Below are 21940 nucleotides of genomic sequence, written 5' to 3'. Positions count from 1 at the left end.
ATTATCTTCCTTAATTCAAGTACTAATGAGTGAAGCCATCTTTTTAGCTAGGGAAATAGTAATTAGAAAAGATTTCAGGGATTTGCATTTCAAAACTTCGTTTTCTCTCATCTTAGCCATTGGCGACCACCATAAATACTATGCCCATATAAATCCAAAATAGAGTAAAGGCCACATGGACGATGGTCTCAAAACCCTTCCCTTTCCAAAGCTTTGATGAATACCCGAACAGTTGTATGAACAGGCGAATTATCCAAAATATCCCTAGGCCTAGCGCAATTTTCCTGCCCAACGGAGTCGTCACCATTTCGGTAGCGGAAGTTACACAAAGGAGTCCCATTAGAAAAACGGTGAGTGCAATGAACAAAGTATGAACATACATCATTTGGCGATTGATAAGGCTCATAGCTGCTGTTTCCTTGGCCCAATTGAAGTATTTCGGGAAAATAACATGAACAAAGGCCAAAATGACCAATAAGGCGCCAATAATTCTAAGGTGTATTTCCATTTTTCTCGAGTATATATGCTGTGATGAACGGAGTGATTCTGAATGTTTCTTTAATTTCAAGACCAGCTGAGTTGAACGTCTTCAACCATTCTTTCGCACTAAAAAAGTGAAAAGCTCCCATACCAAAAGCCAGCATATTGGGCATGTCTCGCTGATGCTCTACTACAATGGAATTCCCACCAGGTTTTAAAATACGGTTGACTTCCTTAAAAAAATGACTTCTTTCTTCGGAATCTCGAATTTCATGCGCGGATAAAACAGTTAAGGCGGCATCAATTGAATCTGTTCCCAAGGGGATGGAATCGGTTTGAATGCGCATCGTATTCGGATATGGTGGATAGGCCTTTCTAGCTCTTTTTATAGAAATCTCAGTATGTTTATTAGGGTCATAAAAATCGAGAACCTTTAGTTCTGATACCTTTAGCTTATTTTTTATTAAGGAGCTAGTTTCATCAAAACCAGCATTAATATTGACAACCTTAGCTTTTTTAGGAAGTTTGAGTCTGTCTAGCCATGATAATTCATATAATTCGGAATAATCATAAACATACCAGGACACAATTAAAGATGCTGAAATATTTAGAATTGCCAAAAGGATAGCTATATTGAATAAAGTCTTGAATTCCTTCGGAATTAAAAATATTGCGACCAGTACCAAAGCCATAACAACCACTACTCCTATGGCATAGAAGTGCCAGTTAAATCGAAGAATATTGGCCACTCCCTGAAAAGGTTTTCTTAACTGCCCCATCGTTCTTTCTTTCCTTTTTTCCAGTAGTATGGAATGTTTTCGATGATAAAAGCATTTGCCAAGATGGGATTTTCCATATTTAAAGTATCTAAGAATGAAACTTGATAATCCAATACCCTAACAGGTTTCGGTTTCCAGTTTTGTCGTACACCCTCAATGATTAAAACTTCTTTTGTATGCGGTTGATATGTGAATGTAAAGGGCAGGGGGCCAGCAAAACGTTTGGCTTCTTTCCAATCGGAAAATGGTGAGTTTTCGGGAATTGAAACAATATTTGCTGAAATGTCGGTTTTAACTTTGAAAGCAGATTGGACAGAGCTTATTTCCAAAACACCATTTTTTTCAGTCCTAGTAATATCAACAGTGTTATAATGATAGTGGGTAAAAATGTTTCCAAAAAACTCCATTTTCCTTTTGTTAGTTTCGGACTTCAGAATGTATAGTCCTCTTAACCTTTTCCCGGCATTGTTTGTGTATCTAACGAAAATGCGATATCCAATCAGAAAAAAATCATTTCCCAGGAACTTAGGGAAACCTTTAGGTCGCAAGTGCTTGGTTTGAACCATCGCTACTGCAACAAAGGCCCAAGTATCCTCAAAAGAATCGAGCTCCAAACAGTCTGGAATCAGATTTTGCAATTGTCTTTTTGGAAACGCAAAGGTCAAAACCAGTGAACTTTCAAAAAAAGCCTCAACAGCAAAAGGATGATTCTTAAAAGACCTGAGCATATTATGATTGTGGTTTTACCTTATTTTTTAAATGATACTCATTAAAGTATATGATAATAACAAATAAAAATGCAAAAAGGGCGTTGAACTTTCCCCATAACAACACATCGGGAACAAGAATAAATTCAAGAGCATTCATGGTGATGACCGCCAGAATCTGAAGTATGGCATTCAGGCGTGATTTAAAGCCACTCAAGACCCAGATGGCCACAACGATTTCCGCAAGGCCAATGACAAATGTCAACGGTCTTGAATAATCTTCGCCAAGTATCCGGCCAACGATCTCTTGATGTCGAGGAACTAGGTTGAGCACTTTACATAAAAGGCCATTTACGAGCCATACAAAAGCAATAAAATAGGTAAGGGATTTATGAAGAACGTTTACCATTTATTCTAGTATCAGAAATGTATAGATTCAGGAGTGTATTCAAGCTTTAACGAACTTTTGGTTCAAATATTGATTTCATAACGTGTACTCCTCCCACCTCCAATAACTTTGAAAACACCCTTAGCCACCAAGTCTTGCAAATCCCTTGTGGCCGTTGCTTTGGATGTTTTTGCCAATGAAACATATTTTCGGGCGTTCATGCCCCCTTCAAATCCCTGATGACCTTCATCCAACATTCTTCGAACTACTTTTTGTTGACGCTCATTGAGTTCATCTTTGTGTTGGTCAAAGAACTTGGTCTTTTTTAAAGTGAATTCGATTTCTTGCTCGGCATCGATTTGGGCATCCACAACCGTTTTGACAAAGTAATTTATCCAGTCAGTGATTTCATTCGAACGCTGTGCCTTTTGCAAGGCATCGTAATAGGCCTTTTTGTTTCCCTCAATGGATTTGGACAAACTGAACAGCACGGGACGACCGATACTTTGCGAAAGTGCCTTTTCCGCCACAGCACGGCCAATTCTACCATTCCCATCTTCAAATGGGTGAATGGTTTCAAAATAGAGATGGGCAATGGCAGCTCTTACGATAGGTTTTTTGATTTCAGTTTGCGAAGTATTGAACCATTTGATAAAGCCATTCATTTCAGCAGTGACCTTTTTGGATGGTGGGGCTTCAAAATGAACAACCTCTCTGCCCATGCCACCAGAAACGATTTGCATAGGTTCCTCATGGGTACGCCATTTACCTATTTGAATTTGAGTATTGCCCCTCATCAACATGGCGTGCCAAATAAAAAGCATTTCGTTTGTCAGCGGTTTTTTAAAATCATTACGGACGGCAAGCATCAATTCAGCTACCCCTTCAGCCCGTTTGTCTTTCGTCAAGGGTAATTCTGGGTTAAGTCCTAAGTTTCTTCGAATGGACGACATCACATCGTTTCGGCTCAAATACTCGCCTTCGATTTCCGAGGTCTTAATAGCCTCTGAAACTATAAGGTTAATCATGGCCTCCGTTTGCTCGGTTTTGGAAAGTCCTTCCAACACCCCACTGATTCGCCCGGTTCGTTGGGCAAAGTCAAAAAGCAAATCCTCAATATCAGTAATTTGATATTGAAAATTGGGCCAATCTTTTTGTTGCCAATTATAGCGCATGAGTCGATTATAATTCTTATTCGGCTCAAAATTAATAAAAATATGAGTTGATTGTGAAATTTATTTGGCTCAGTTCGAAGGAAGACTAAGTATAAAAGAGTTAAAAAAAAGCTGTTGATTTGTAAAATTGCAAGTAAGAAAAACCAACAAAAAGCTGTACTTTGTAAGAAGTCCTTTAAGGAAGAAGCTGACAGTTTCTGAGATTTTCGAGGAACTGAACATCTCTAAAACATTCTATTACAAATATTTGAGATATAGTGGGCTCTCTAGGAAAATGAAGCCCTAGAAAGAACATTAAGCAAAATTAATTGAACTACTAAATCTAAGCATTTGATAAATAAATTTGAAATTGAGGGAAAGTGGAGTAGTGCCACAAAAAATGATTGGATTCATGGAAAGTTAACATTTGACCCTGAAACCAGAATTTCAATTTCAATATTCGGAAGTTTTACGGAGGATCCCATTCCATTCCGGCACCATAAGATAGACTTGGTTGTCGGTAAGACGCCAATTGGAGTTTTCACGCTGGTTGATTTAGATTATAGATCGTTTAAGAGCAGTCGCAATTTTGGAACGATTACCACTTATAACGTGACGTTTATTTTCAAAGGGATCCAGGTAAAGAGCAAGGACGATCTAATTTTCCATGAAGCTTCATTTTCGACATTTAATCTGGGACCATGGTTTAATCCACCAAACATGAAAATTGAGCATAATTTTGAAGATTGGTCATTTAAAATTGAAGGCAGAAGTACAAGTATGGACGATATTATATTGAATGGAGACATCACTTGCAATATATACCATGATGCGTCCCTTAAGTCTGAAAATGACCCAAACCGACACATTGTTGAGCAATTTACCGAGTTAAATCTTTCTTACGTCTCCAAGGAGAATTGGTTGAGGATTTGGGAAGATATTAAATGCTTTGTTACGTTCATATCATTTTGCACCAATGAACAGAGTTATCCGACCAAGTTTGAGTTGAAAGACAATGCTTTTACCGAAAAAATCGGATCATCGACCAGAAATATTCCGGTTGAAGTTTATTTTCCAACCACTTTTTTTCATTCTGGTAGTATCCATAACAATATCATGGATCATATCATACCATATTCCATTGTCGAGGAAAACTTTGATGAGGTATTAAATAACTGGTTTGTCTTATACAAAACCTTTCACATACCAATTAACTTAATTAACAGTAGGTTAAAGTCAAAACGTCTTTTCACTGAAAATAGATTTCTTGATGCCGCCCATGCCGTAGAAGTTTTTCACCGATTAGAGAGTGATATGACCAAGTTTTCAATCGAATATTTCGAAAAATTGAAAAATGCCGCCATGGGCGCTTTCCCAGAACCGAATAAGGATAGGGATTGGATGGAACAACTCTTGCGGTACGCGAATGAACCCAACTTGAGACAAAGGCTTAAAGACTTGATTAGCAGATATGAACTAGATTTCCTTTTTGAGGACAACAAGGCAAAAAAGAATTTCATAAATATGGCCATAAACACAAGAAACTATTTTACACATTACGACAGCAGTGTTAAACCTCTCAAAGCCTCTGGACCAGAACTGATATACACCACGAGACTATTGTCGGCCATTTTATATGCATGCATAACCGCAAAATTGTCTATAGATAAGTCGAAATCAAGAAGGATTATACAAGAAATGATAGGACGGCTATGAGGTAAATTTATCCTTGTCTGAAATGAGACAAATACAGGCGATACTTAAAAAATAGTATTGTAGAATAAATAAGTGATGCAAAAAGAATACAATTGAATTGATTATGGGAATCTAGCGATTGGAATTGGCACTTTTTTGTTAGTGGTTGTCCTTAGGCCGCAAAAGATTTTGGAGGTAATATTCCGAAATCAACAAGAACCTAATATAAATATTCAAAAACTAAAAAAAGAATATAATACATGACGTCGATTTTATTCAGTTTTGGGCGTATATAGATGTATTTTATGATTATAAAAACAAGTTGGCTGTAATTTTAAACGAAAATGAATGCTTACTAAAACGATGATTCGAAGCAGTATTGAAATAATTAATCTTTACTTACCGAATTTATGGAAATATCTGAACGAGGCTGAGTTCAAAACCTTTCTGTCAAAAGCATTTGAGCATACCGAAAAACATAATGGCGGGACTCCAAACAATAACTTTATAGTAACTTTTTTCGAATTAGTAAAGGAGCACAATACAAATAATTCTAGAATCATTCGAAATGAATTCGGCTATTTCAATCATTTACTTGGTGAATTTGAAAAATTCGGAAATAGAAGGGAATTCAAAAACTTATTGGTTGCTGCACTTTATAATTTTGAGAGAAATAACTTCCATCATACTCTTGGGGAGATAGCTGCGTGTTTGGACTTAAGTTTAAACCATGCCTTTCAAAAGTATGAGCGGAGACTTGAAAACCAAAAAAGTATCGATTTTGAATTCGTTAGGGAAAATGGAGATACAATTCTAGTTGACGTCCTAACAATTGACTACAATAAATCAAGATATGAAAAAGAAAAGTTCAAAATTTTTCTGGACGGTAGACTAGATACTAAATTCAATGAAAAGAGCAAGGATTTAGATTTAGAATTGAAAAGAAAAATTTTCGTTTTTCCGATATTATCTGGGTTTACGATTGACATCATTAAAGAACAATCGGACTATTTAAAAAACGTGAGCAACTCGACAATAGAGGAAAATGGTTTCCAAACTTATGCGCCCAAAGCTTTTGGAAATGTTCAAGGAACCTTTTTTAGTCTTTTTACCATTGACGAAATTATTAACCCTGAACTAATTAGAAAAAACTACAGCCAACACGGTGTATAATTAATTGCGGTCAGATTTCCCAAAATGGAAATCCTTGCAATTAACTATCTTCGATACAGGCGGACATTTTCCCCACTTCGACAAGCTCAGCCTACGTGAAAAGTCCGCAACTAATCATACACATGACCGTTAGCCACTATTTGAAAAAATGACAGAGTTTAAAATTGATGAAGAATACGCCATAATAAAAGAAAAGGATACTGGCTTTTGGCATTATTCCCAAAACGGAGTAATGATGCCAAAAAAAGCTGAAAAAGCTTTCAAATACTATTCTTTGAACATCAACAATTTGGATTCGCTCATGAATTCATATTTTCATTTATCAAACCCTGCCTCATTTAATGACCCATTTGATTGTAATATCAATCTTTTAGATAGTCCAGAGGACATACAGACAATCAACGAAATGACAACAGTTAAAAGAAATAATTGTTCGAATCTCGGAGTGGTTTCTATGACTGAAATTGTGGATAATCATGTTATGTGGGCACTTTACACGGATAATTATCATGGGTTTGCAATTGAATTTAAAGGAACAGAAGTAACCGTTATTCCTAGTGCTGACCAAACTGCTGGTGGAACTTTCGTGAAAGTTATATATCCCAAAAAACTCGTCAAAGTAAAAAAAGAATATCCATTTGCTATTCAATATATGTTGACGACAAAACTCAAGCATTGGGAATATGAAAATGAATGGCGTTTCATTACTACTTTAGGACCGAAAAAAGACAGGATTTTACATTATGACCCTGAAAAGGTTAAAGGACTTTATATTGGACACCAAATGATTGACAATAAACCCAGTGCATATAGACTTATTTTGAGCATTAGGGCAAGGGTTTTTCCTGACGTGCCGGTGTATGTTGTTTATCCTCATCCAAATAAATTGGAGTTGTATTTTGAAAAAGTATTACCTAAATAAAAACAGTGTCTTTCAAAAGCTATAATTCAGTACTACATTCCAACCAGCCGACTATTTTTCTACTTTTAAATCCTAAATCTAGGCTTAAATGATTTTGTTCCGCAGCTTGCTCCGCAGGCCAGGTAAAGGCCTGCATATTTCGCTTTTCTGCGCTGCCCTACGTGCCGAAATCATAGTCGAGCCGTTGTGCACAAGCTGAGAAATGAGAAAATTCAAGAAGAAAAAGAAGATATTCGACGTTTATTCACAAAACCTTAAATGGATAAAAGAAAAAACGAATGTCAAATTCAAAGTAGAATTTGACAAAGGCGTTTTATGTCCTCTATGTTTGGAGGTTTTTCTTGAAAGCGACTTAATTCCTAGCGAGGAAAATTATCTGACCTTAGAACATAATCCACCAAAATCTTTGGGTGGAAAAGATAACATTTTGACCTGTAAAGAATGTAACAACAAAAGCGGACACAGAACAGATGTTGAATTACTTACATATCTCTTGGAACAAGACTTTAAGAGTTTTAGTCCAAACTCAGAGCATAGAACTAAATTAGAAAATTCCCAAGGCTCAAAAGTTACAGCTGATTTGAGTTTTGACAATGAAGGCAAAATGACTTTGAATCTTCAAAGCAAATACTCAAATCCAAAAGATTTTGATAACTTTTTAGCTAGTGAGGAAAGAGGTTTTTTTCCAATCGAAGGTGAGTTTGGAAAATATGCGACTCGGAAATTCCAGTTCAATATGAAAATTCCCGACAAGGGAAATATGAGGTTGGCATCGATTGCTCTTTTAAAGATTGGTTACTTGCTTGGATTTGAAAAGTATGGGCATATTTTTCTGTTCAATCAAAATTTAGACATGGTAAGAGAACAGATTTTGAATCCGGAAAAGGAAATAATAACCGACCCATTTTGGATCAATTACGAATTTCCAGAAATGTATGTCGGAGCAAATACCATAAATAAGCCAAAAGAACTTATATGCTTCTTGAACACTTTTGTTCTGAAAACTAAATCAAGAGAAGCGCAAATAAGTATAGCTTTCCCTGGTTACAATAAAGAAGATGCGGAAATATATAAAAACATCAAGAAAATTCTATGTTCAAATAAGGGCGGAACGTCTGATATGGAAATTACAACTTTTGAACCCTTATTAGACTTGAAAGACGAAAATCGAGCTTTCAGTTCTGCCGTAATTTGGGATAAAAAAAAGTCAGCGCACGATAATGAATAACAACTGTTACAGTGGATTCAATTAAGGCATAATCCACTCGGAATTGTTAACGTGCCACTGTGTATATGTACAATGGAAAATACAGAGCAATGACAATAACGGATATTAATGATCTGTTGGAACGAAATTATTCTAATGTAAAATTTGAGTTTACAAATGAAAGTAATGGAAAAGTGACTTTGATTGAATATCCATACTTTGACAATGTTAAATCAAAAATCAGATAAAGCACAGTGCTTAACAGTAAATGAGTATGTGGTTTAAGTGATGAAAGGAAAGAAAAAATATAATAAAGGTGTACTACGAAACTGAAAAGCTGGTTAGTTGGGCATAGCCATACTGATTGCGGGTATAAGCCCAATAAAGTTTCATATATACACAAGTTGTGCATATTTTTAAAAAGACGATATTTAAAATACAGCTGTAGTGTAATATGGCCAACACGCTTGATTGTAAATCAAGTAATCCCGGTTCGATTCCGGGCAGTTGAGAGCGAACATCAAAAGTTCTCTGTCAACTGCCTGGAGCATTACAATTAGATTTGACTATGACCTCCGTAACCACAGATGAGCAAAGATTCCACAGCGAATTTTCAAAAAACCTAATTACGCTAGATTCAGCCAGAAGAAAGGTAAACATGCAAATAAACATGGCACTTCGTAAAGATGACAGCCATGGAGTTATGCTTTACACAAATATTTATTTATTGATTTACACTTCATGGTCTGAAGCAGCATTAGTTAAACTAGTTCACACGCCATTTGGATTTAGTGAATCTGATAAAAAGAAAATTTTAAAGGACAGAGATGTCATTAACAAATGGACAAAGTGCGTGAATACGGCGTTCGCAAAATTTCGCAAACGAGGTTCTGAGATACCAAATAAGAAAAAGAAGATTAAAAATTTGGTAGACACATATCTAAGAACTCAGGGACAAATCAGAAATAAAATAGCTCATGGGCAGTGGGAATATCCACTTTACGGTAACAATTTGTCTCATGATCCTGATGCGTTGGTTTGGTTAAAAACCATAGATGTAATTCAAATAGATACATGGTTTGAAATTCATAAACAGTTGATAGAAATTGTTAGGGGGCTAATCGATTCTAGAGAACGTAATAATCACAAAGCTCATTATAATGAGTATTTTGCTAGGTTAACCAGCATCGAAAAAATTATCGAAAAAAGAAAAAAATGGAATCTTGAAGAAAAAAAGAGACGCTTAAAACTAAAACCTATAAAAAAATAACTACGCACAACAAAACCTATTATGCTATCCCCTTCGGAACATTGCGCGTAGCCAAACCTTTACCGGCAATTACTATGGACAATTCGATTACATGGACGGAAAAGCTTTGTAAAGGGCATTGGCTAATAGACCTTGGCTATCGAGATTACATTGCTGCTCGTTTCTTACTCAATAATCATTTGATAATTCAAGGGCTAACACTTGCAAGTACATCAGTTGAAAAATATCTGAAGGCTATAATCGTTTTTAACCTCAAGCACAGAGAAAAATATCATTACCATTTCGACAGGTTTGAAAAGCTCAAAAATCTTTTAGCTAAAGTCAATAATGATGTAATTACAGAATTTGACCCAGTTTTCTTAGAAATACTGGAAAATGCATTTAAAATTAGATATTATGACAGAATTGAAAGACCAATTTTTATGGGTTTTTACTTAAATCAGTTTATTGGTGAATTAGATTATACAATTGACTTTATGGAAAGATTTATTGCTAACTCACAGAACGGAGGAGAATCTATGTCAGCATACAATAGAGCAATCAAAAATAATGATCTACATCTTTATGAAAATAACTTCGTCCTAAGCAAAGAAAATAAAAAAGACTTTATGGAAAAACCTGATGTTGGATTTTCAGTTCACCTTCGAATTGGATCTGTAGTTCAAGAGGAGAAGATAGTAAAAGGTGGAAGCACTAAAAATAAATATGAAGGTCAAATATCAAAGTTCACAGAATTCAATCAAAATTTATATTGAATTAATAAAAGCTGGTACCAACGTGTTCTATAATTATTGCTTCCGATTTTCCTCTCGGAAAATCCACACGCCGAACTATCACCGAAATTTATTTGATAAATTAGGGACTAACCAACACAATGACCATACAAAAATCGTTACCAAAGCTCAAATAACGGATTGATTACTTATCAATAGTAACTTCCTAAATGTTAAACTTTGTTAAAAGGTGAGCCGCGCGGTGAGCCTAAAAAACAACCCATTGGAAGGCCTTATATACTGGGCATTTTGAAGAAAAGTTCGAGTCCCGTCCATTCTTTAGTTATATTAGCCACTATCCCTCAACTGACAGTTGTGACTATTACAGATAGGTATTTAGGATAGTTACTAAATACATCTGGTTATTCAATTTGGTATAACTACTTGCCTCTAAATCTCTTTTGGTTCTTACGGTAATTGTTATTCTCGCAATCAAAATAAGGATAGAAATTTTTAGAAGAGGAATTGATTACGATGGTCAGTTATACAAGTATTCTATAATCGTTTTTTTGAACTTTTAAATTAGAAACCTCACCAAATCCCTTCCGCCGTACAACACTCTAATAATACGTATATATCCATTCATTTTACGATAGAAAATAATATGGGACATATAAGGAAAACTGAACAATCCATCCTTAATTTCTTTTCTTTCCTTACCTATATCTGGATTTTTGGCAATTGCCTTTAAATGGTCATTCAGGCCGAGAAGGTATTCTATTGCTTGTGGATTTCCAAAACGGTATTCGCCATATTCGAAAATATCCTCGATATCATTGTCCGCTTCTTGCGATAGAACGTAACCGTTTTTCACTTGCCCTTCTTTGAAGCAATGATATCCTCCATAGATCTTGGACTATCGGGAGCTTTCCAGCCTTTCTCTATCTCCCTTCGAAGATCTCCGATAACCTTGTCCCGATAAATTCTATGCAGACGGATGGCATCACGGATTACCTCGCTATTGTTTTGATATTCGCCCGTGGCTACTTGGTCAGCAATATATTCTTCCTGTTTTTTAGTGAAACTGATATTCATAACAAATCCATTAGTATGTAAATCTACAAAAAATGTCCATATTTAGCAAATATGGACATTTAATAAATGATCTAAATAAACCTATTGGATACATAAAAAAGGAGATTCTTATACCTTTTGTCCCCTATTCAGAAAACTGAAACTTGCAAGTATTCATTCCGAATAAATAATTATGATGTAATTATGACGTAATTTTAATGGAAAGTAGTGTTTGATAGTGTAAACGATATTTTATAATATACGGAATATCAGATAAATAATGCCAAATAATGTAAAGCCAAACACCCCTATTTGCATCCCGTCCAGACCGCAATGAAAGGTCCCGTAAGAGCGGGGCCTTTTTTATGCTGACGGGCGAGGAGCCTGTCCTGAGCATCGTAGAAGGGAGTCCCGCCCGCCTGCCAAAGGTTTTTCAACCGGCGGGTAGATCCGGACCGCAAGGAAAATAAGCTCTGGCACGAAGTGTTAGGGGGCCTTTTACCAATCCATTTAATATTCAAAACCGTGTAACAGTGTAAAACTCCAGTAGGCCACTTTCACAAAAACAGAATCCATTACTTTGGTTATCTCATTATTTCGAATAAGTTAATACCGTATTGAAAAACAACAAATCGTTAAACGCTTTATTGTCATCTACTGGATAGGTCGGTAAAAGAACGATTTTTCCTTTTCCATATTCAATTTCACCGATTAACGTTAAAAGAACATCGGGTCTTGCGATATAAGCCCCGTAGGATGTTTGTTTGTATTTGCTTTTGAAAGGGGCAAATCCTATCGGGTCATCATCTACTTCCCAACCGTTGGTTCCTATTGTTGAGGTACCGGGTAGGGCTTGTTCACCTATTAGATAGTCAATGTATCCCCAACCGTTCCCCATCCATCTCGGAGTTTGAATGCCGCCCCAATCCGTAACTTTTTGCGACAAAAGACCAGAATTGTAGAGTATTTCCGCTAAGGTTGTATCAAACTTTAAGATAAGTGTCGCACCTTTTTTCTTAACCTCTTTCAACTGTTCTTCGATAGTGTTTGATGTGCCGGCTTCACCAACCAAAACAACTGATGGATTTTCGGAGTCTAAATTTTCAACTCCGGCATCCTTTAAGGCTTTGGCAGCTGCATCCCAGTTAATAATTCGATATGATGAACCTTCCAACTCTTTTTTATAGGATTTTCTATTTTTTAGCAAAACCTGCTCTACCCCACTTGTTAATAGATTACCGTTTTTATTCAAAGAAGCCTCTATGGTAATGTATCCCGCGTGCATGTTATCTTTTAATATAATCGAAAAATCATCAAGGACTTTTTGTGCATAGGTGTCACCGCCTTTTACTTTAACTGTTGCATTATGCTCAAAGTCGGTATAATTTCCGGCACCATCCTTAACTTTAATCGTCAGAATGTAATTTCCTGCTCCTATATGTCCCTCGTTAATAATTGTAAAGTCTAATTTCACTTCGTTACCGGGTAAAAAATACTTGCCGTTTTGACGATAAATTGCAATTTGCAGCTCTTTTGTCCAAAAAGACAAATCGGTGGCAGGTCCTTTTATATTTCGCCCTTCGTCCAATAAAGACGAATAATACTCCAGGTTCTTATGATGTCCTTTGGGCAAATCGGGAGAACATCCGCTCCATGCGTTCATGGCAAAACCATCATAACTGTTGGTTCCCATTATGATTTGCGATAATCTGCCATCGGTATACATCAGCCCCCTTGCGGCCTGTTCGGTAAAGCTTGCCGGAGTTTTTATTACTCTACTTCCGGTTTTGTCCAACCTATTGTCTCTAAAATAGTCATCAATTAATTTGGACAAAGGAACAAAAGAGTTAATGTCGTAACCGGGACGATTTTCTGTTATGCCGGTATTTTGGTTACATAATTTCCATGAATTGTCGGGCCCGGTGTAACTGCGCACCTCGCCCCAATAGACAATATAATTGTGCTTTAAAGGGTCAATTCTGCCCGGAGTAGGTCTGAATTTGTCTTTTGGTGTTTGATGATACTGAAAATCATATTCTTGGAAACGGGACTCGCTCCCCACCGTATGATCATCAAAAAAGTCAAGTCTCGGGACACTTTCATAGGGACGTATATGCGGGATAGGTCCTGCCGGTCCCCCCGGAAAACCGCCTGACTGGTTTACGATTAATTTTGAGTTATCCAGTCGGTGCATATCATGCATGATATTTTTTCGTAATAAATCCCAATTATCTCTTTCGTTGGCTAAGTTAAATATCATTAGCGCAGGATGGTTTCTGTCTCTAATCACCATACGCCGACATTTTTCCGAGATTAACTGTCCCTCAAAAGTGTATTCGGGTTTACCTTTTACCAAGTCGTATAACTTAATGTCTTCGGAGAAACCTCCTGGTTCTTCATAAATCATCAACCCGAGTTCGTCAGCTTTTTTCAAAACCAAAGGCTCACCAATATTTCTGTGAAAATTAATACCGTTGTAACCGATTTCCTTTGCGGCCTTAACGCTTTTTTCAGCCATACTTTCGTCAGGATAATAACCAGTATTCACATAATATCCCCAATCGATCGCCGACCTGTGACGAATTCGTTTGCCGTTTAAATAAAAATTCTGTTCTCCGGCTTCATTTGCTTTTACCTCAAATACCCTAAAACCGAATGTTTGAGAATAATCGTGTGAATATTCGGAGGTTGAGAGACTTATATCACAAGAGTACAAATTCGGTTTTTCCAAACTCCAAACCTTAGCAGTAGGAACGGTAATACGGAACGTGTGATTATTTAGCACGGTTTTAATATCGATCCTTTTGTCGGTGCTAAAAACAATTTCTCCTGTTTTGTTTGAACGAATATCAATTTTCAAATCCGCGTTACCCTCAAAATCCGTTGTATTTATTATCGCTGTAGTAACGGAAATGCTATTGCCTTTTGCTGGAAGCTCATTCTTTACGAAAACATCCTCAATATAGATTTTGTCCGTAACTTTCAGGATAACATCACCCCCTATACCTCCAAAATCATGATGCGGCAACATTTTATATTTGCCCCAAGGTATAACCGGAAAATCATTCCAACCTCGTTGTCCGCCCGGATTGGTTATTCTTAAGGCAATTTTGTTTTCCTTGCCGGGAACGATGAATTTTGAAATATCGCAAACATAAGGAGTGCCGGCAATTAAATCATAACCTGCAAGTTTATTGTTGATATAAACTTCTATCCTTGAATTGAATTTGTCGATGCATAGTCGAACAATTTTATCCTGAATATCTTTTGGGAAACTTATACTTGAGTAAAACCAACTCACGCCATGATACTCTTTTTTACTGTTTCCATTGCAATAGATTTCTTCTACCACCAGAGGCAGAGTGTAGTTTTGCCCTTCTAATGCATACATCTTATCCCATCCCAAAGTCGGTGGATTTACTGGCATCTCGGATAAAACAACTTCGGAAGGAAGATAAAGTTTATCGTTTTCCCATGTGGCTGTCGAATCTATCCAAAGGTACCAATCGTTCTTACCAATATTAATTTCCCTTTGCGAAAAATCTTGGGCCTGGGATGTGGAAAATACGCTAAAAAACAAAAAAACCATTAATAAATATGAAGTTCGTATCATTGTATTTTTAAGCTCTTTTGTTAAGATTCATTCACTAAGGGTAGAAGAAGTAAGTCATTCGGACACGATAAATTTGGACCGCTGTGGATAAAAACAAAAGAGTGCGCCAAAAATGGCACACTCTTCGTGAAAAAAACTAACTCAAACAACTAAGTGTAGCCCTAATCAGATTTATTCTAGAAATGTTCCGATTGGAACTATACTTAATATATCTCCCTAATGGGTGTTTCCCCTATGGGAATCGAATAATAATGAAAGTTTTCAGTTTTGATTTTAAGTTGGAATGTCAAAATGTGACATGGGTAATTCATGTGCCACGTTTCTTGGTCAATTGGTACTATTGCGGTACATGGAAGGTGATTTGCCCATTACTTTTTTAAACACCCTTGTAAAGTAATAGGCATCGTCATATCCTAATTTGTGGGCAATTTCGTTAATTCGGAGTGAGCTGAAATCTAGAAGATAGCAGGCCTTTTGCATCCTTAAAAAGGTAAGATGCTCTATAGGCGTATGCGAGGTTTTTCTTTTGAACAGCAAGCAAAAGTGGGAAACTGATAACCCACAGGAAGTGGCCAATTCCTGTATGGACAGTTTTCTTTCCAGGTTATCCTTCATGTAACGCACTGCTTTTGATATAGGACTCCTGTCATGGGTTTGCTTGGCTTTTCGGAATAGGGAATGGTATTTGAAGGATCCTAGTAGGCTGGTCAATAGCACACTGCTGTATTCTAAATTATTTGCCAAATGTCCCTCTTCAAGAGTATAGTAAATTTCTTCGAAAAGATTTACTCTACTGTCAAAGGCTGAATTGACGGACCTATCTATTTCCCTGGGATAATCAAGGGGATACACAAAGTTTGGGGCTTTTTCTCCAGCAAAATGAATCCAATAAATGGTCCAAGGGTCGAGATTATCGGCTTCGTATGTATGGGGCTCTAGTTTGGGTATGATGATGTATTGGTTTTTTGAAATACGACTCCGCTTTCCGTTGATTTTTACCCATCCAAACCCTTTTATGCAAAAAATAAGAATATATTCCAAACATCCACTTTCCCTTTCCCTATAATGATATAGGGCATTAGGGAAGTAACCAACATCAGTGGCATATAAATCCCTTGTAAATTTATTTTTTCTCAGTTTGGTTAGGGCTTTTTTATGAAGTACTAACATTTTCTGCCCTTCAAAGGAATCTCTTTTTTTCATCTCTCTTAATTAAAGATAAGAAAATAATCCAGTAAACTCACAAAATAGTCTATTTTGAAAAACCCCTGGAAAGGATAATTTTAACACATTATTCTGGCATTAGGCAGTTTGTTATCGGTAACATTTTGGCTGTCACCCAAAATCTTCATTGTGGTTTTCTTGCTGGTATTTTGAATTTTTATGGATGAAATGGTTGAACCGTATATTTAGCTGAAAGTATAAGATGGAAGTCAAAGCTTGGTCCGAAACAGTGGTTATCCCCACATATGAAATTGGAGTGCCCGAGAAAAACCCCATGTTCTTGGAGAAAAGGGTCTATCAAGGGAGTAGTGGAAAAGTATATCCTTATCCGGTAATTGAAAAAATAAAGGATGAGAAAATAGATAAAGAGTGGTCTGCTTGTTTTCTTGAAAACAGTTTTTTGAAGATTATGATTTTACCGGAACTCGGTGGCCGGGTACAAATGGCCTATGACAAGACTAAAAAACGCCATTTCGTTTATTACAACGAAGTCATTAAACCAGCACTGGTGGGTCTTACGGGGCCATGGATTTCCGGTGGAATAGAATTTAATTGGCCTCAACATCACCGCCCAAGTACATATGAACCGGTTGATCATATGATTGAAGAGAACAGTGATGGCAGCAAGACGGTCTGGTGCAGTGAAATTGAACGCATGTCACGTACCAAGGGAATGGCCGGATTTACATTGTATCCGGACAAGGCCTATTTAGAAATAAACGTTAAGTTGTACAATAGAACCGCGGAACCCCAGTCCTTTTTGTGGTGGGCCAATCCCGCGGTGGCGGTAAATGATGCGTACCAGTCCGTATTCCCGCCGGATGTCAATGCCGTATTCGATCATGGCAAGCGCGATGTTTCGGAATTCCCTATTGCCAAGGGAACTTATTATAAATTCGATTACTCCCCTGGAACTGATATTTCCCGCTATAAAAATATTCCCGTTCCTACCTCATATATGGCGATCAAGTCGCATTATGATTTTGTAGGCGGATATGAAAACGATACCCAGGCGGGCCTACTTCATGTAGCCAATCATCATATATCGCCGGGGAAAAAACAATGGACATGGGGCAACGGGGATTTTGGAAAAGCTTGGGATAGAAACCTTACGGATGATAATGGACCATATATCGAGCTGATGTGTGGTGTTTATACTGATAATCAACCCGATTTTTCGTGGTTGATGCCGTACGAGGAAAAGTCGTTCACCCAATATTTTATGCCTTATCAGGACTTGGGAACGGTAAAAAATGCATCAAAGGATGTATTGTTGAATTTGGAATTCAGGGAAAACGTGGCCATAATTAAGGCATGTTCCACAGGGATATTCCCCAATGCGGCGGTAAGGTTTGCATCAGGGAATGAGATTTTACAAGAGGAAAAGTTTGATTTTACACCTGGGGCCACCTTTAGGAGTGAAATCGACATTGATCAGAAATTTGATAGGAGCGCATATTACGTTTCAGTTTCCTCCAAAGATGGAAAGGTGCTTGTTGATTGGAAACCTGAAGAAAAGGCACATCACACCATTCCAGAACCGGCAAGGCCGGTGGAAGAACCCAAGAAAATCGAAACTAATGAAGAGCTTTACTTGAGCGGCCTTCATTTGGAGCAGTATCGGCATGCAACCTACGACCCCGTGGAATATTACAAAGAGGCATTGGAGCGCGACCCCAATGACATTCGCAGTAACAACGCCCTGGGACTTTGGTTCTTCCGAAAAGGCAAATTTGCGGAATCCCAAAGCTATTTTGAACGGGCCTATCTTCGGCAGACAGAGCGGAATCCCAATCCGTTTGTAGGGGAACCACTTTTTAACCTGGGACTGTCCCTACGGTATCAAAGAAAAGAGGAAGAGGCCTATGCAGCCTTTTATAAAGCCGTTTGGAATGCCGCCTACATGGATTCCGGATATTTTCAGATTGCCCGGATAGAAACGATGAAAGGTGACTGGGATTTGGCTTTGGATACTCTGGATCGTTCATTGGTACGTAATTGGCACAACCACAAGGCAAGGCATCTCAAGGTAGCCCTCTTCAGAAAGATGGGGGAATTTGCCAAGGCCAAAGAAAGTATTGAAGAATCCTTGGGCCTGGATAGCTTCAATTTTGGGTTGCATTTCGAAGATTTTTTGCTAGGAGATGTAGAAGCCAGAGATCGGCTTTTACGGCTCATGGGTAATAATATCCAAAATTACATTGAAATTTCCTTGGACTATGCCTGGACCGGGATGTACCAGGAAGCGATTGACCTTTTGGACCTGGGCATTTCCACACAGTCGGCTACTTATCCAATGGCCCTATACTATAAGGCCTGGTTTCTCTCGAAATCGGGAAAGGACACGGCTGCCAAGGAAATAGTTAAACGGGCCGAAACTTGTAATCCGGATTATTGTTTTCCAAATAGGATAGAAGCGGTCCTTGCACTGCAATTTGCATTGAAAGTGCATACGGCTAGTTCAAAAGCATCGTATTACCTGGGTAATTTTTGGTATGATGCTAAGCAGTATAAAGATGCGATTGGATGTTGGGAGCTATCGGTTTCGCAAGATAGTTCATTCCCAACGGTACATAGAAACTTGGCCTTGGCCTATTACAATAAATTAGGGGATCCAAAAAAAGCATTTGAATCACTTAAAACAGCATTTGACTTGGATAGAACGGATGCCCGGGTTTTCATGGAACTTGATCAGCTTCATAAAAGATTGAACAAATCGATAACGTTTCGTCTTGGTTTCTTTGACGAATATCCAAAGTTGGTGGATGAGCGAGATGACCTATACATAGAAAAGGCCTATCTCCTTATTCTGAACCAGAGGTTTTTGGAGGCCTATAACTTGATTATGAAAAGAAAATTCCACCCTTGGGAAGGGGGTGAGGGTAAAGTGGTCTTGGCCTATAGAACCTGCCTTATCGGATTGGCAAGGGAAGCCATGGGTAACGAGGAATTTGAAGGTGCCATTAGCTGGCTTGAAAAGGCGAAAGAATACCCCAATAACCTGGGCGAGGGCAAATTGACAGGGACACATGAAAATGAAATCGATTACTGGTTGGGCGCTGCCCATGAGGGGATTGGAAACACAGAGAAAGCAATATACTATTGGGAAAAAGCCTCGAATGGGGTAATCGAACCGGCGACAACATGGTTTTACAATGATCAACCACCGGATGCTCTTTTATATCAAGGACTTGCATTTGTAAAACTACAAAAAAGCCTTTTCGGATTTGGATACTAATCCTATTTGGCTAAATCAAGCAAAAGGTATTTGCATAAAAAGAGCAACAATAACAGGTGTTAGCAATGCTGAACCTTTACATACCGCTAAAAATCATTTTGGTGAAGATATATTACATGATGGCGAAGAGATACCCGTAGATTATATAAGTACAGGGAACAATCATCACATAGCAATTTACAAAAGTGATGATGGCGATCTTGACGATGAGGCGGTCACATTTTTTGAGGCCGTCATTCGTAAAAATCACGGATTACCAACGATCAAAAGCAAAAATGATAATGGCTGGCCATTATTGTTCACCCTGAAGCAAAACGAAATGTTTGTATTTCCCGATGAGAGATTTGAACCAAGTTCAATAGACCTTCTTGACCCGAAAAACCAAAATATAATTTCACCACATTTATACCGTGTTCAAAAAATATCAAAAGTCACCTATGGAAATTCTGCTGTTAGGGATTATGTATTTAGACATCATCTCGAAACGGAAGTTGATGATGTAAAAGGACTTAAAGACGTAACTTGGAAAGCTGTTAAAAGCTTAGGGTATTTGCAAAATGTAATAAAAGTAAGATTGAATCACCTAGGCAATATCGTTCAAATAGGTGAGTACTAAGAATATGATTAAACGCACCTTATTTTTCGGCAATCCCTCCTATCTCAGTACACGAAACCAGCAGTTGGTCGTAAATTTTCCGGATGAGGACAAAAAAGAGGCGACCATCCCCATCGAAGACTTGGGCTATGTAGTCCTGGAAGATCCCCAAATTACCATCACCAATGGCCTTTTACGCAAATTGGTACAGAACAAGACGGCGGTCATTACCTGTGATCAACAGCATTTGCCCTGTTCCCTGTTCCAGCCCCTGGTGGGCCATACGGAACAGACCGAGCGGATGCACCACCAGTTGAACGCCAGCCTTCCCTTGAAAAAACAATTGTGGCAGCAGACGGTCATGGCCAAGATCGGTAACCAGGCCAACCATCTCTTGCAACGGGGTAAAAATGCCTTAAAACTCAAGCGTTGGGCCCGGGACGTAAAAAGCGGGGATGCCCAAAACCATGAAGCCATTGCCGCTGCGTATTATTTTCAAAACCTTTTTGCCATAGAAGGTTTTAGCCGGAACCAAAAGGGGATTCCGCCCAACAATCTGCTCAATTATGGGTATGCCATTTTACGGGCGGTAACGGCCAGGGCCCTCTGTAGCAGTGGACTGTTGCCTTCCGTGGGTATCCACCATAGGAACAAGTACAACGCTTTCTGTTTGGCCGATGATGTCATGGAGCCCTATCGCCCCTTTGTAGATGCCCTGGTCTATGATCTGGTGGAAACGGGTTGCCCGATCGAGGAATTGAACCGGGAGCTAAAAAGTGAACTCCTAGGGATACCTGCCATGAACGTGATCATCGATGATAGGCAAAGCCCCTTGATGAATGCCATGAGCAGGACCACCAACAGTCTGTACGAGTGTTTTTTGGGCAGTAGCCGCAAGCTCTTGTATCCGGAGTTTAGCGCCTTCCCCCTTGGTAAACAATAATTGTCAGCTCGAGCGCAGTCGAGAGCCAAATGCAACAAAAACAAAACCAGTTTTCGCTATAAAGGAAAACCTGACGAAGAATATGAGCAACGGCATAGCGGAAAGAAAAGGGCCTTGGCAAAAGGAGATGGAAAAAGGTTACGCATTTTACCCGAATGCCTAGCGTTATACATACAAATCTTGTGGGTCTCGACTGCGCTCGACCTGACATTAGACTATGCTAGACTTGACATTAAAAAATGAAACAGGACCGCTTTTCGCGTTTAAACCAATACCGTAGTATGTGGGTACTCGTCTTTTTTGATCTACCTACCGAGACCCGGACGGACCGTAAGGTGGCTACCCGTTTTCGCAAGAATCTGTTGGACGACGGCTTTGCCATGTTCCAGTTCAGTATCTATATGCGCTTTTGTCCCAGTCGGGAAAATGCGGCCGTCCACATCAATCGCACCAAAAATGCCTTGCCGAAAAAAGGAAAGGTGGGCATCCTGCAGATTACGGACAAGCAATTTGGTATGATCGAATTGTTCCATGGGCAACAGGAAGTGGAGCCCGAGCCCCCAAGCCAACAGTTGGAACTCTTTTAACTATATACCCTTAAATTAAAAGTAAAAGTGTTCCTTCCCCTAGCCAGGGGAAGGTGTTTTCGGTCTAAAAAACCGAAAACGGAAGGGGTCGAGCATACAAAAAACCCCTCCTTTTTTATATCCTACAAACACACATAAAAAACAGGATACCAGCCGATTAGGGCAAGTATCCTGTGAA

19 protein-coding genes and 1 tRNA gene are annotated in these 21940 nt (G+C 38.4%); 11 read left to right on the top strand and 9 right to left on the bottom strand.

The features are described 5' to 3' along the window. Positions 1 to 112 precede the first annotated feature (112 nt). The 5 genes from ACO06Y_RS01350 to ACO06Y_RS01330 form a co-directional block, all read right to left on the bottom strand. Positions 113 to 508 (bottom strand): hypothetical protein, encoded by a 396-nt coding sequence (locus tag ACO06Y_RS01350; RefSeq protein ID WP_422082028.1) that lies wholly within the window; start codon positions 506 to 508, stop codon positions 113 to 115. Beyond that, the gene (locus tag ACO06Y_RS01345) at positions 492 to 1259 is read right to left on the bottom strand and encodes a class I SAM-dependent methyltransferase (RefSeq protein WP_422082027.1); all 768 of its coding nucleotides are present in this window, start codon (positions 1257 to 1259) and stop codon (positions 492 to 494) included. Before ACO06Y_RS01345 ends, ACO06Y_RS01350 begins: the two co-directional genes overlap by 17 nt. After that, positions 1247 to 1987, bottom strand: a complete 741-nt coding sequence (locus ACO06Y_RS01340; RefSeq protein WP_422082026.1) for a DUF2071 domain-containing protein — start codon at positions 1985 to 1987, stop codon at positions 1247 to 1249. Before ACO06Y_RS01340 ends, ACO06Y_RS01345 begins: the two co-directional genes overlap by 13 nt. Before the next feature lies 1 nt (position 1988). Next, complete coding sequence (locus ACO06Y_RS01335) at positions 1989 to 2375, bottom strand: DoxX-like family protein (RefSeq protein ID WP_422082025.1); 387 nt, start codon at positions 2373 to 2375, stop codon at positions 1989 to 1991. Positions 2376 to 2437: 62 nt separating this feature from the next. Beyond that, positions 2438 to 3529: a Fic family protein gene (locus ACO06Y_RS01330; RefSeq protein ID WP_422082024.1), complete on the bottom strand. Its 1092-nt coding sequence runs from the start codon at positions 3527 to 3529 to the stop codon at positions 2438 to 2440. Positions 3530 to 3859: 330 nt separating this feature from the next. On the opposite strand from ACO06Y_RS01330, the gene ACO06Y_RS01325 reads away from it, so the two are divergent. From ACO06Y_RS01325 to ACO06Y_RS01295, 7 genes are all read left to right on the top strand, one after another. Further along, entirely contained in the window at positions 3860 to 5224 is a 1365-nt protein-coding gene (locus ACO06Y_RS01325) for a HEPN domain-containing protein (RefSeq protein ID WP_422082023.1), read from the top strand. Between the two features lie 327 nt (positions 5225 to 5551). Then, positions 5552 to 6376 (top strand): hypothetical protein, encoded by an 825-nt coding sequence (locus ACO06Y_RS01320; RefSeq protein WP_422082022.1) that lies wholly within the window; start codon positions 5552 to 5554, stop codon positions 6374 to 6376. A gap of 148 nt (positions 6377 to 6524) precedes the next feature. Beyond that, the gene (locus tag ACO06Y_RS01315) at positions 6525 to 7298 is read left to right on the top strand and encodes a DUF2971 domain-containing protein (protein ID WP_422082021.1); all 774 of its coding nucleotides are present in this window, start codon (positions 6525 to 6527) and stop codon (positions 7296 to 7298) included. 202 nt (positions 7299 to 7500) lie between these two features. Further along, a complete protein-coding gene (locus ACO06Y_RS01310) occupies positions 7501 to 8526 on the top strand; it encodes an HNH endonuclease (protein WP_422082020.1) in 1026 nt (341 codons plus the stop codon). Positions 8527 to 8943: 417 nt separating this feature from the next. Next, positions 8944 to 9017 (top strand) — tRNA-Tyr (locus ACO06Y_RS01305). 56 nt (positions 9018 to 9073) lie between these two features. After that, positions 9074 to 9775, top strand: a complete 702-nt coding sequence (locus ACO06Y_RS01300) for a hypothetical protein (protein WP_422082019.1) — start codon at positions 9074 to 9076, stop codon at positions 9773 to 9775. A gap of 74 nt (positions 9776 to 9849) precedes the next feature. Then, the gene (locus ACO06Y_RS01295; RefSeq protein ID WP_422082018.1) at positions 9850 to 10530 is read left to right on the top strand and encodes a hypothetical protein; all 681 of its coding nucleotides are present in this window, start codon (positions 9850 to 9852) and stop codon (positions 10528 to 10530) included. A 535-nt stretch (positions 10531 to 11065) separates the two neighbouring features. On the opposite strand, the gene ACO06Y_RS01290 is transcribed toward ACO06Y_RS01295, so the two are convergent. The 4 genes from ACO06Y_RS01290 to ACO06Y_RS01275 all read right to left on the bottom strand — a co-directional run bounded on the left by ACO06Y_RS01290 (position 11066) and on the right by ACO06Y_RS01275 (position 16378). Then, complete coding sequence (locus ACO06Y_RS01290; protein WP_422082017.1) at positions 11066 to 11362, bottom strand: type II toxin-antitoxin system RelE/ParE family toxin; 297 nt, start codon at positions 11360 to 11362, stop codon at positions 11066 to 11068. After that, positions 11359 to 11583, bottom strand: a complete 225-nt coding sequence (locus ACO06Y_RS01285) for a type II toxin-antitoxin system ParD family antitoxin (protein ID WP_422082016.1) — start codon at positions 11581 to 11583, stop codon at positions 11359 to 11361. The genes ACO06Y_RS01290 and ACO06Y_RS01285 overlap by 4 nt, the downstream gene beginning before the upstream one ends. A gap of 571 nt (positions 11584 to 12154) precedes the next feature. Then, positions 12155 to 15175, bottom strand: coding sequence for a glycoside hydrolase family 2 TIM barrel-domain containing protein (locus ACO06Y_RS01280; RefSeq protein WP_422082015.1), 3021 nt, complete (start codon positions 15173 to 15175; stop codon positions 12155 to 12157). A gap of 327 nt (positions 15176 to 15502) precedes the next feature. Further along, complete coding sequence (locus ACO06Y_RS01275; protein ID WP_422082014.1) at positions 15503 to 16378, bottom strand: AraC family transcriptional regulator; 876 nt, start codon at positions 16376 to 16378, stop codon at positions 15503 to 15505. A 223-nt stretch (positions 16379 to 16601) separates the two neighbouring features. On the opposite strand from ACO06Y_RS01275, the gene ACO06Y_RS01270 reads away from it, so the two are divergent. The 4 genes from ACO06Y_RS01270 to cas2 all read left to right on the top strand — a co-directional run bounded on the left by ACO06Y_RS01270 (position 16602) and on the right by cas2 (position 21762). After that, complete coding sequence (locus ACO06Y_RS01270; RefSeq protein WP_422082013.1) at positions 16602 to 19637, top strand: DUF5107 domain-containing protein; 3036 nt, start codon at positions 16602 to 16604, stop codon at positions 19635 to 19637. Beyond that, positions 19627 to 20253: a hypothetical protein gene (locus tag ACO06Y_RS01265; protein WP_422082012.1), complete on the top strand. Its 627-nt coding sequence runs from the start codon at positions 19627 to 19629 to the stop codon at positions 20251 to 20253. Before ACO06Y_RS01270 ends, ACO06Y_RS01265 begins: the two co-directional genes overlap by 11 nt. A gap of 4 nt (positions 20254 to 20257) precedes the next feature. Next, positions 20258 to 21175, top strand: coding sequence for a type II CRISPR-associated endonuclease Cas1 (gene cas1, locus ACO06Y_RS01260; RefSeq protein WP_422084226.1), 918 nt, complete (start codon positions 20258 to 20260; stop codon positions 21173 to 21175). A 239-nt stretch (positions 21176 to 21414) separates the two neighbouring features. Continuing rightward, positions 21415 to 21762, top strand: coding sequence for a CRISPR-associated endonuclease Cas2 (gene cas2 / locus ACO06Y_RS01255; protein WP_422082011.1), 348 nt, complete (start codon positions 21415 to 21417; stop codon positions 21760 to 21762). Positions 21763 to 21940 lie beyond the last annotated feature (178 nt).

It is taken from the genome of Ulvibacterium sp. (assembly GCF_965228935.1).
In the GTDB taxonomy this organism is placed as follows: Bacteria; Bacteroidota; Bacteroidia; order Flavobacteriales; family Flavobacteriaceae; genus Ulvibacterium.
Note: the sequence above shows the minus strand (reverse complement) of the source record. Positions and strands in the feature narration are given on the sequence as shown.

What these genes read in the sequence shown, in the direction of transcription:
- ACO06Y_RS01300 (WP_422082019.1), top strand. Translation starts at nt 9,074, where the DNA reads ATGACCTCCGTAACCACAGATGAGCAAAGATTCCACAGCGAATTTTCA.
- ACO06Y_RS01345 (WP_422082027.1), bottom strand. Translation starts at nt 1,259, where the DNA reads ATGGGGCAGTTAAGAAAACCTTTTCAGGGAGTGGCCAATATTCTTCGA.
- ACO06Y_RS01280 (WP_422082015.1), bottom strand. Translation starts at nt 15,175, where the DNA reads ATGATACGAACTTCATATTTATTAATGGTTTTTTTGTTTTTTAGCGTA.
- ACO06Y_RS01285 (WP_422082016.1), bottom strand. Translation starts at nt 11,583, where the DNA reads ATGAATATCAGTTTCACTAAAAAACAGGAAGAATATATTGCTGACCAA.
- ACO06Y_RS01350 (WP_422082028.1), bottom strand. Translation starts at nt 508, where the DNA reads ATGGAAATACACCTTAGAATTATTGGCGCCTTATTGGTCATTTTGGCC.
- ACO06Y_RS01295 (WP_422082018.1), top strand. Translation starts at nt 9,850, where the DNA reads ATGGACAATTCGATTACATGGACGGAAAAGCTTTGTAAAGGGCATTGG.
- ACO06Y_RS01275 (WP_422082014.1), bottom strand. Translation starts at nt 16,378, where the DNA reads ATGAAAAAAAGAGATTCCTTTGAAGGGCAGAAAATGTTAGTACTTCAT.
- ACO06Y_RS01340 (WP_422082026.1), bottom strand. Translation starts at nt 1,987, where the DNA reads ATGCTCAGGTCTTTTAAGAATCATCCTTTTGCTGTTGAGGCTTTTTTT.
- ACO06Y_RS01330 (WP_422082024.1), bottom strand. Translation starts at nt 3,529, where the DNA reads ATGCGCTATAATTGGCAACAAAAAGATTGGCCCAATTTTCAATATCAA.
- ACO06Y_RS01270 (WP_422082013.1), top strand. Translation starts at nt 16,602, where the DNA reads ATGGAAGTCAAAGCTTGGTCCGAAACAGTGGTTATCCCCACATATGAA.
- cas1 (WP_422084226.1), top strand. Translation starts at nt 20,258, where the DNA reads ATGATTAAACGCACCTTATTTTTCGGCAATCCCTCCTATCTCAGTACA.
- cas2 (WP_422082011.1), top strand. Translation starts at nt 21,415, where the DNA reads ATGAAACAGGACCGCTTTTCGCGTTTAAACCAATACCGTAGTATGTGG.
- ACO06Y_RS01335 (WP_422082025.1), bottom strand. Translation starts at nt 2,375, where the DNA reads ATGGTAAACGTTCTTCATAAATCCCTTACCTATTTTATTGCTTTTGTA.
- ACO06Y_RS01320 (WP_422082022.1), top strand. Translation starts at nt 5,552, where the DNA reads ATGCTTACTAAAACGATGATTCGAAGCAGTATTGAAATAATTAATCTT.
- ACO06Y_RS01310 (WP_422082020.1), top strand. Translation starts at nt 7,501, where the DNA reads ATGAGAAAATTCAAGAAGAAAAAGAAGATATTCGACGTTTATTCACAA.
- ACO06Y_RS01315 (WP_422082021.1), top strand. Translation starts at nt 6,525, where the DNA reads ATGACAGAGTTTAAAATTGATGAAGAATACGCCATAATAAAAGAAAAG.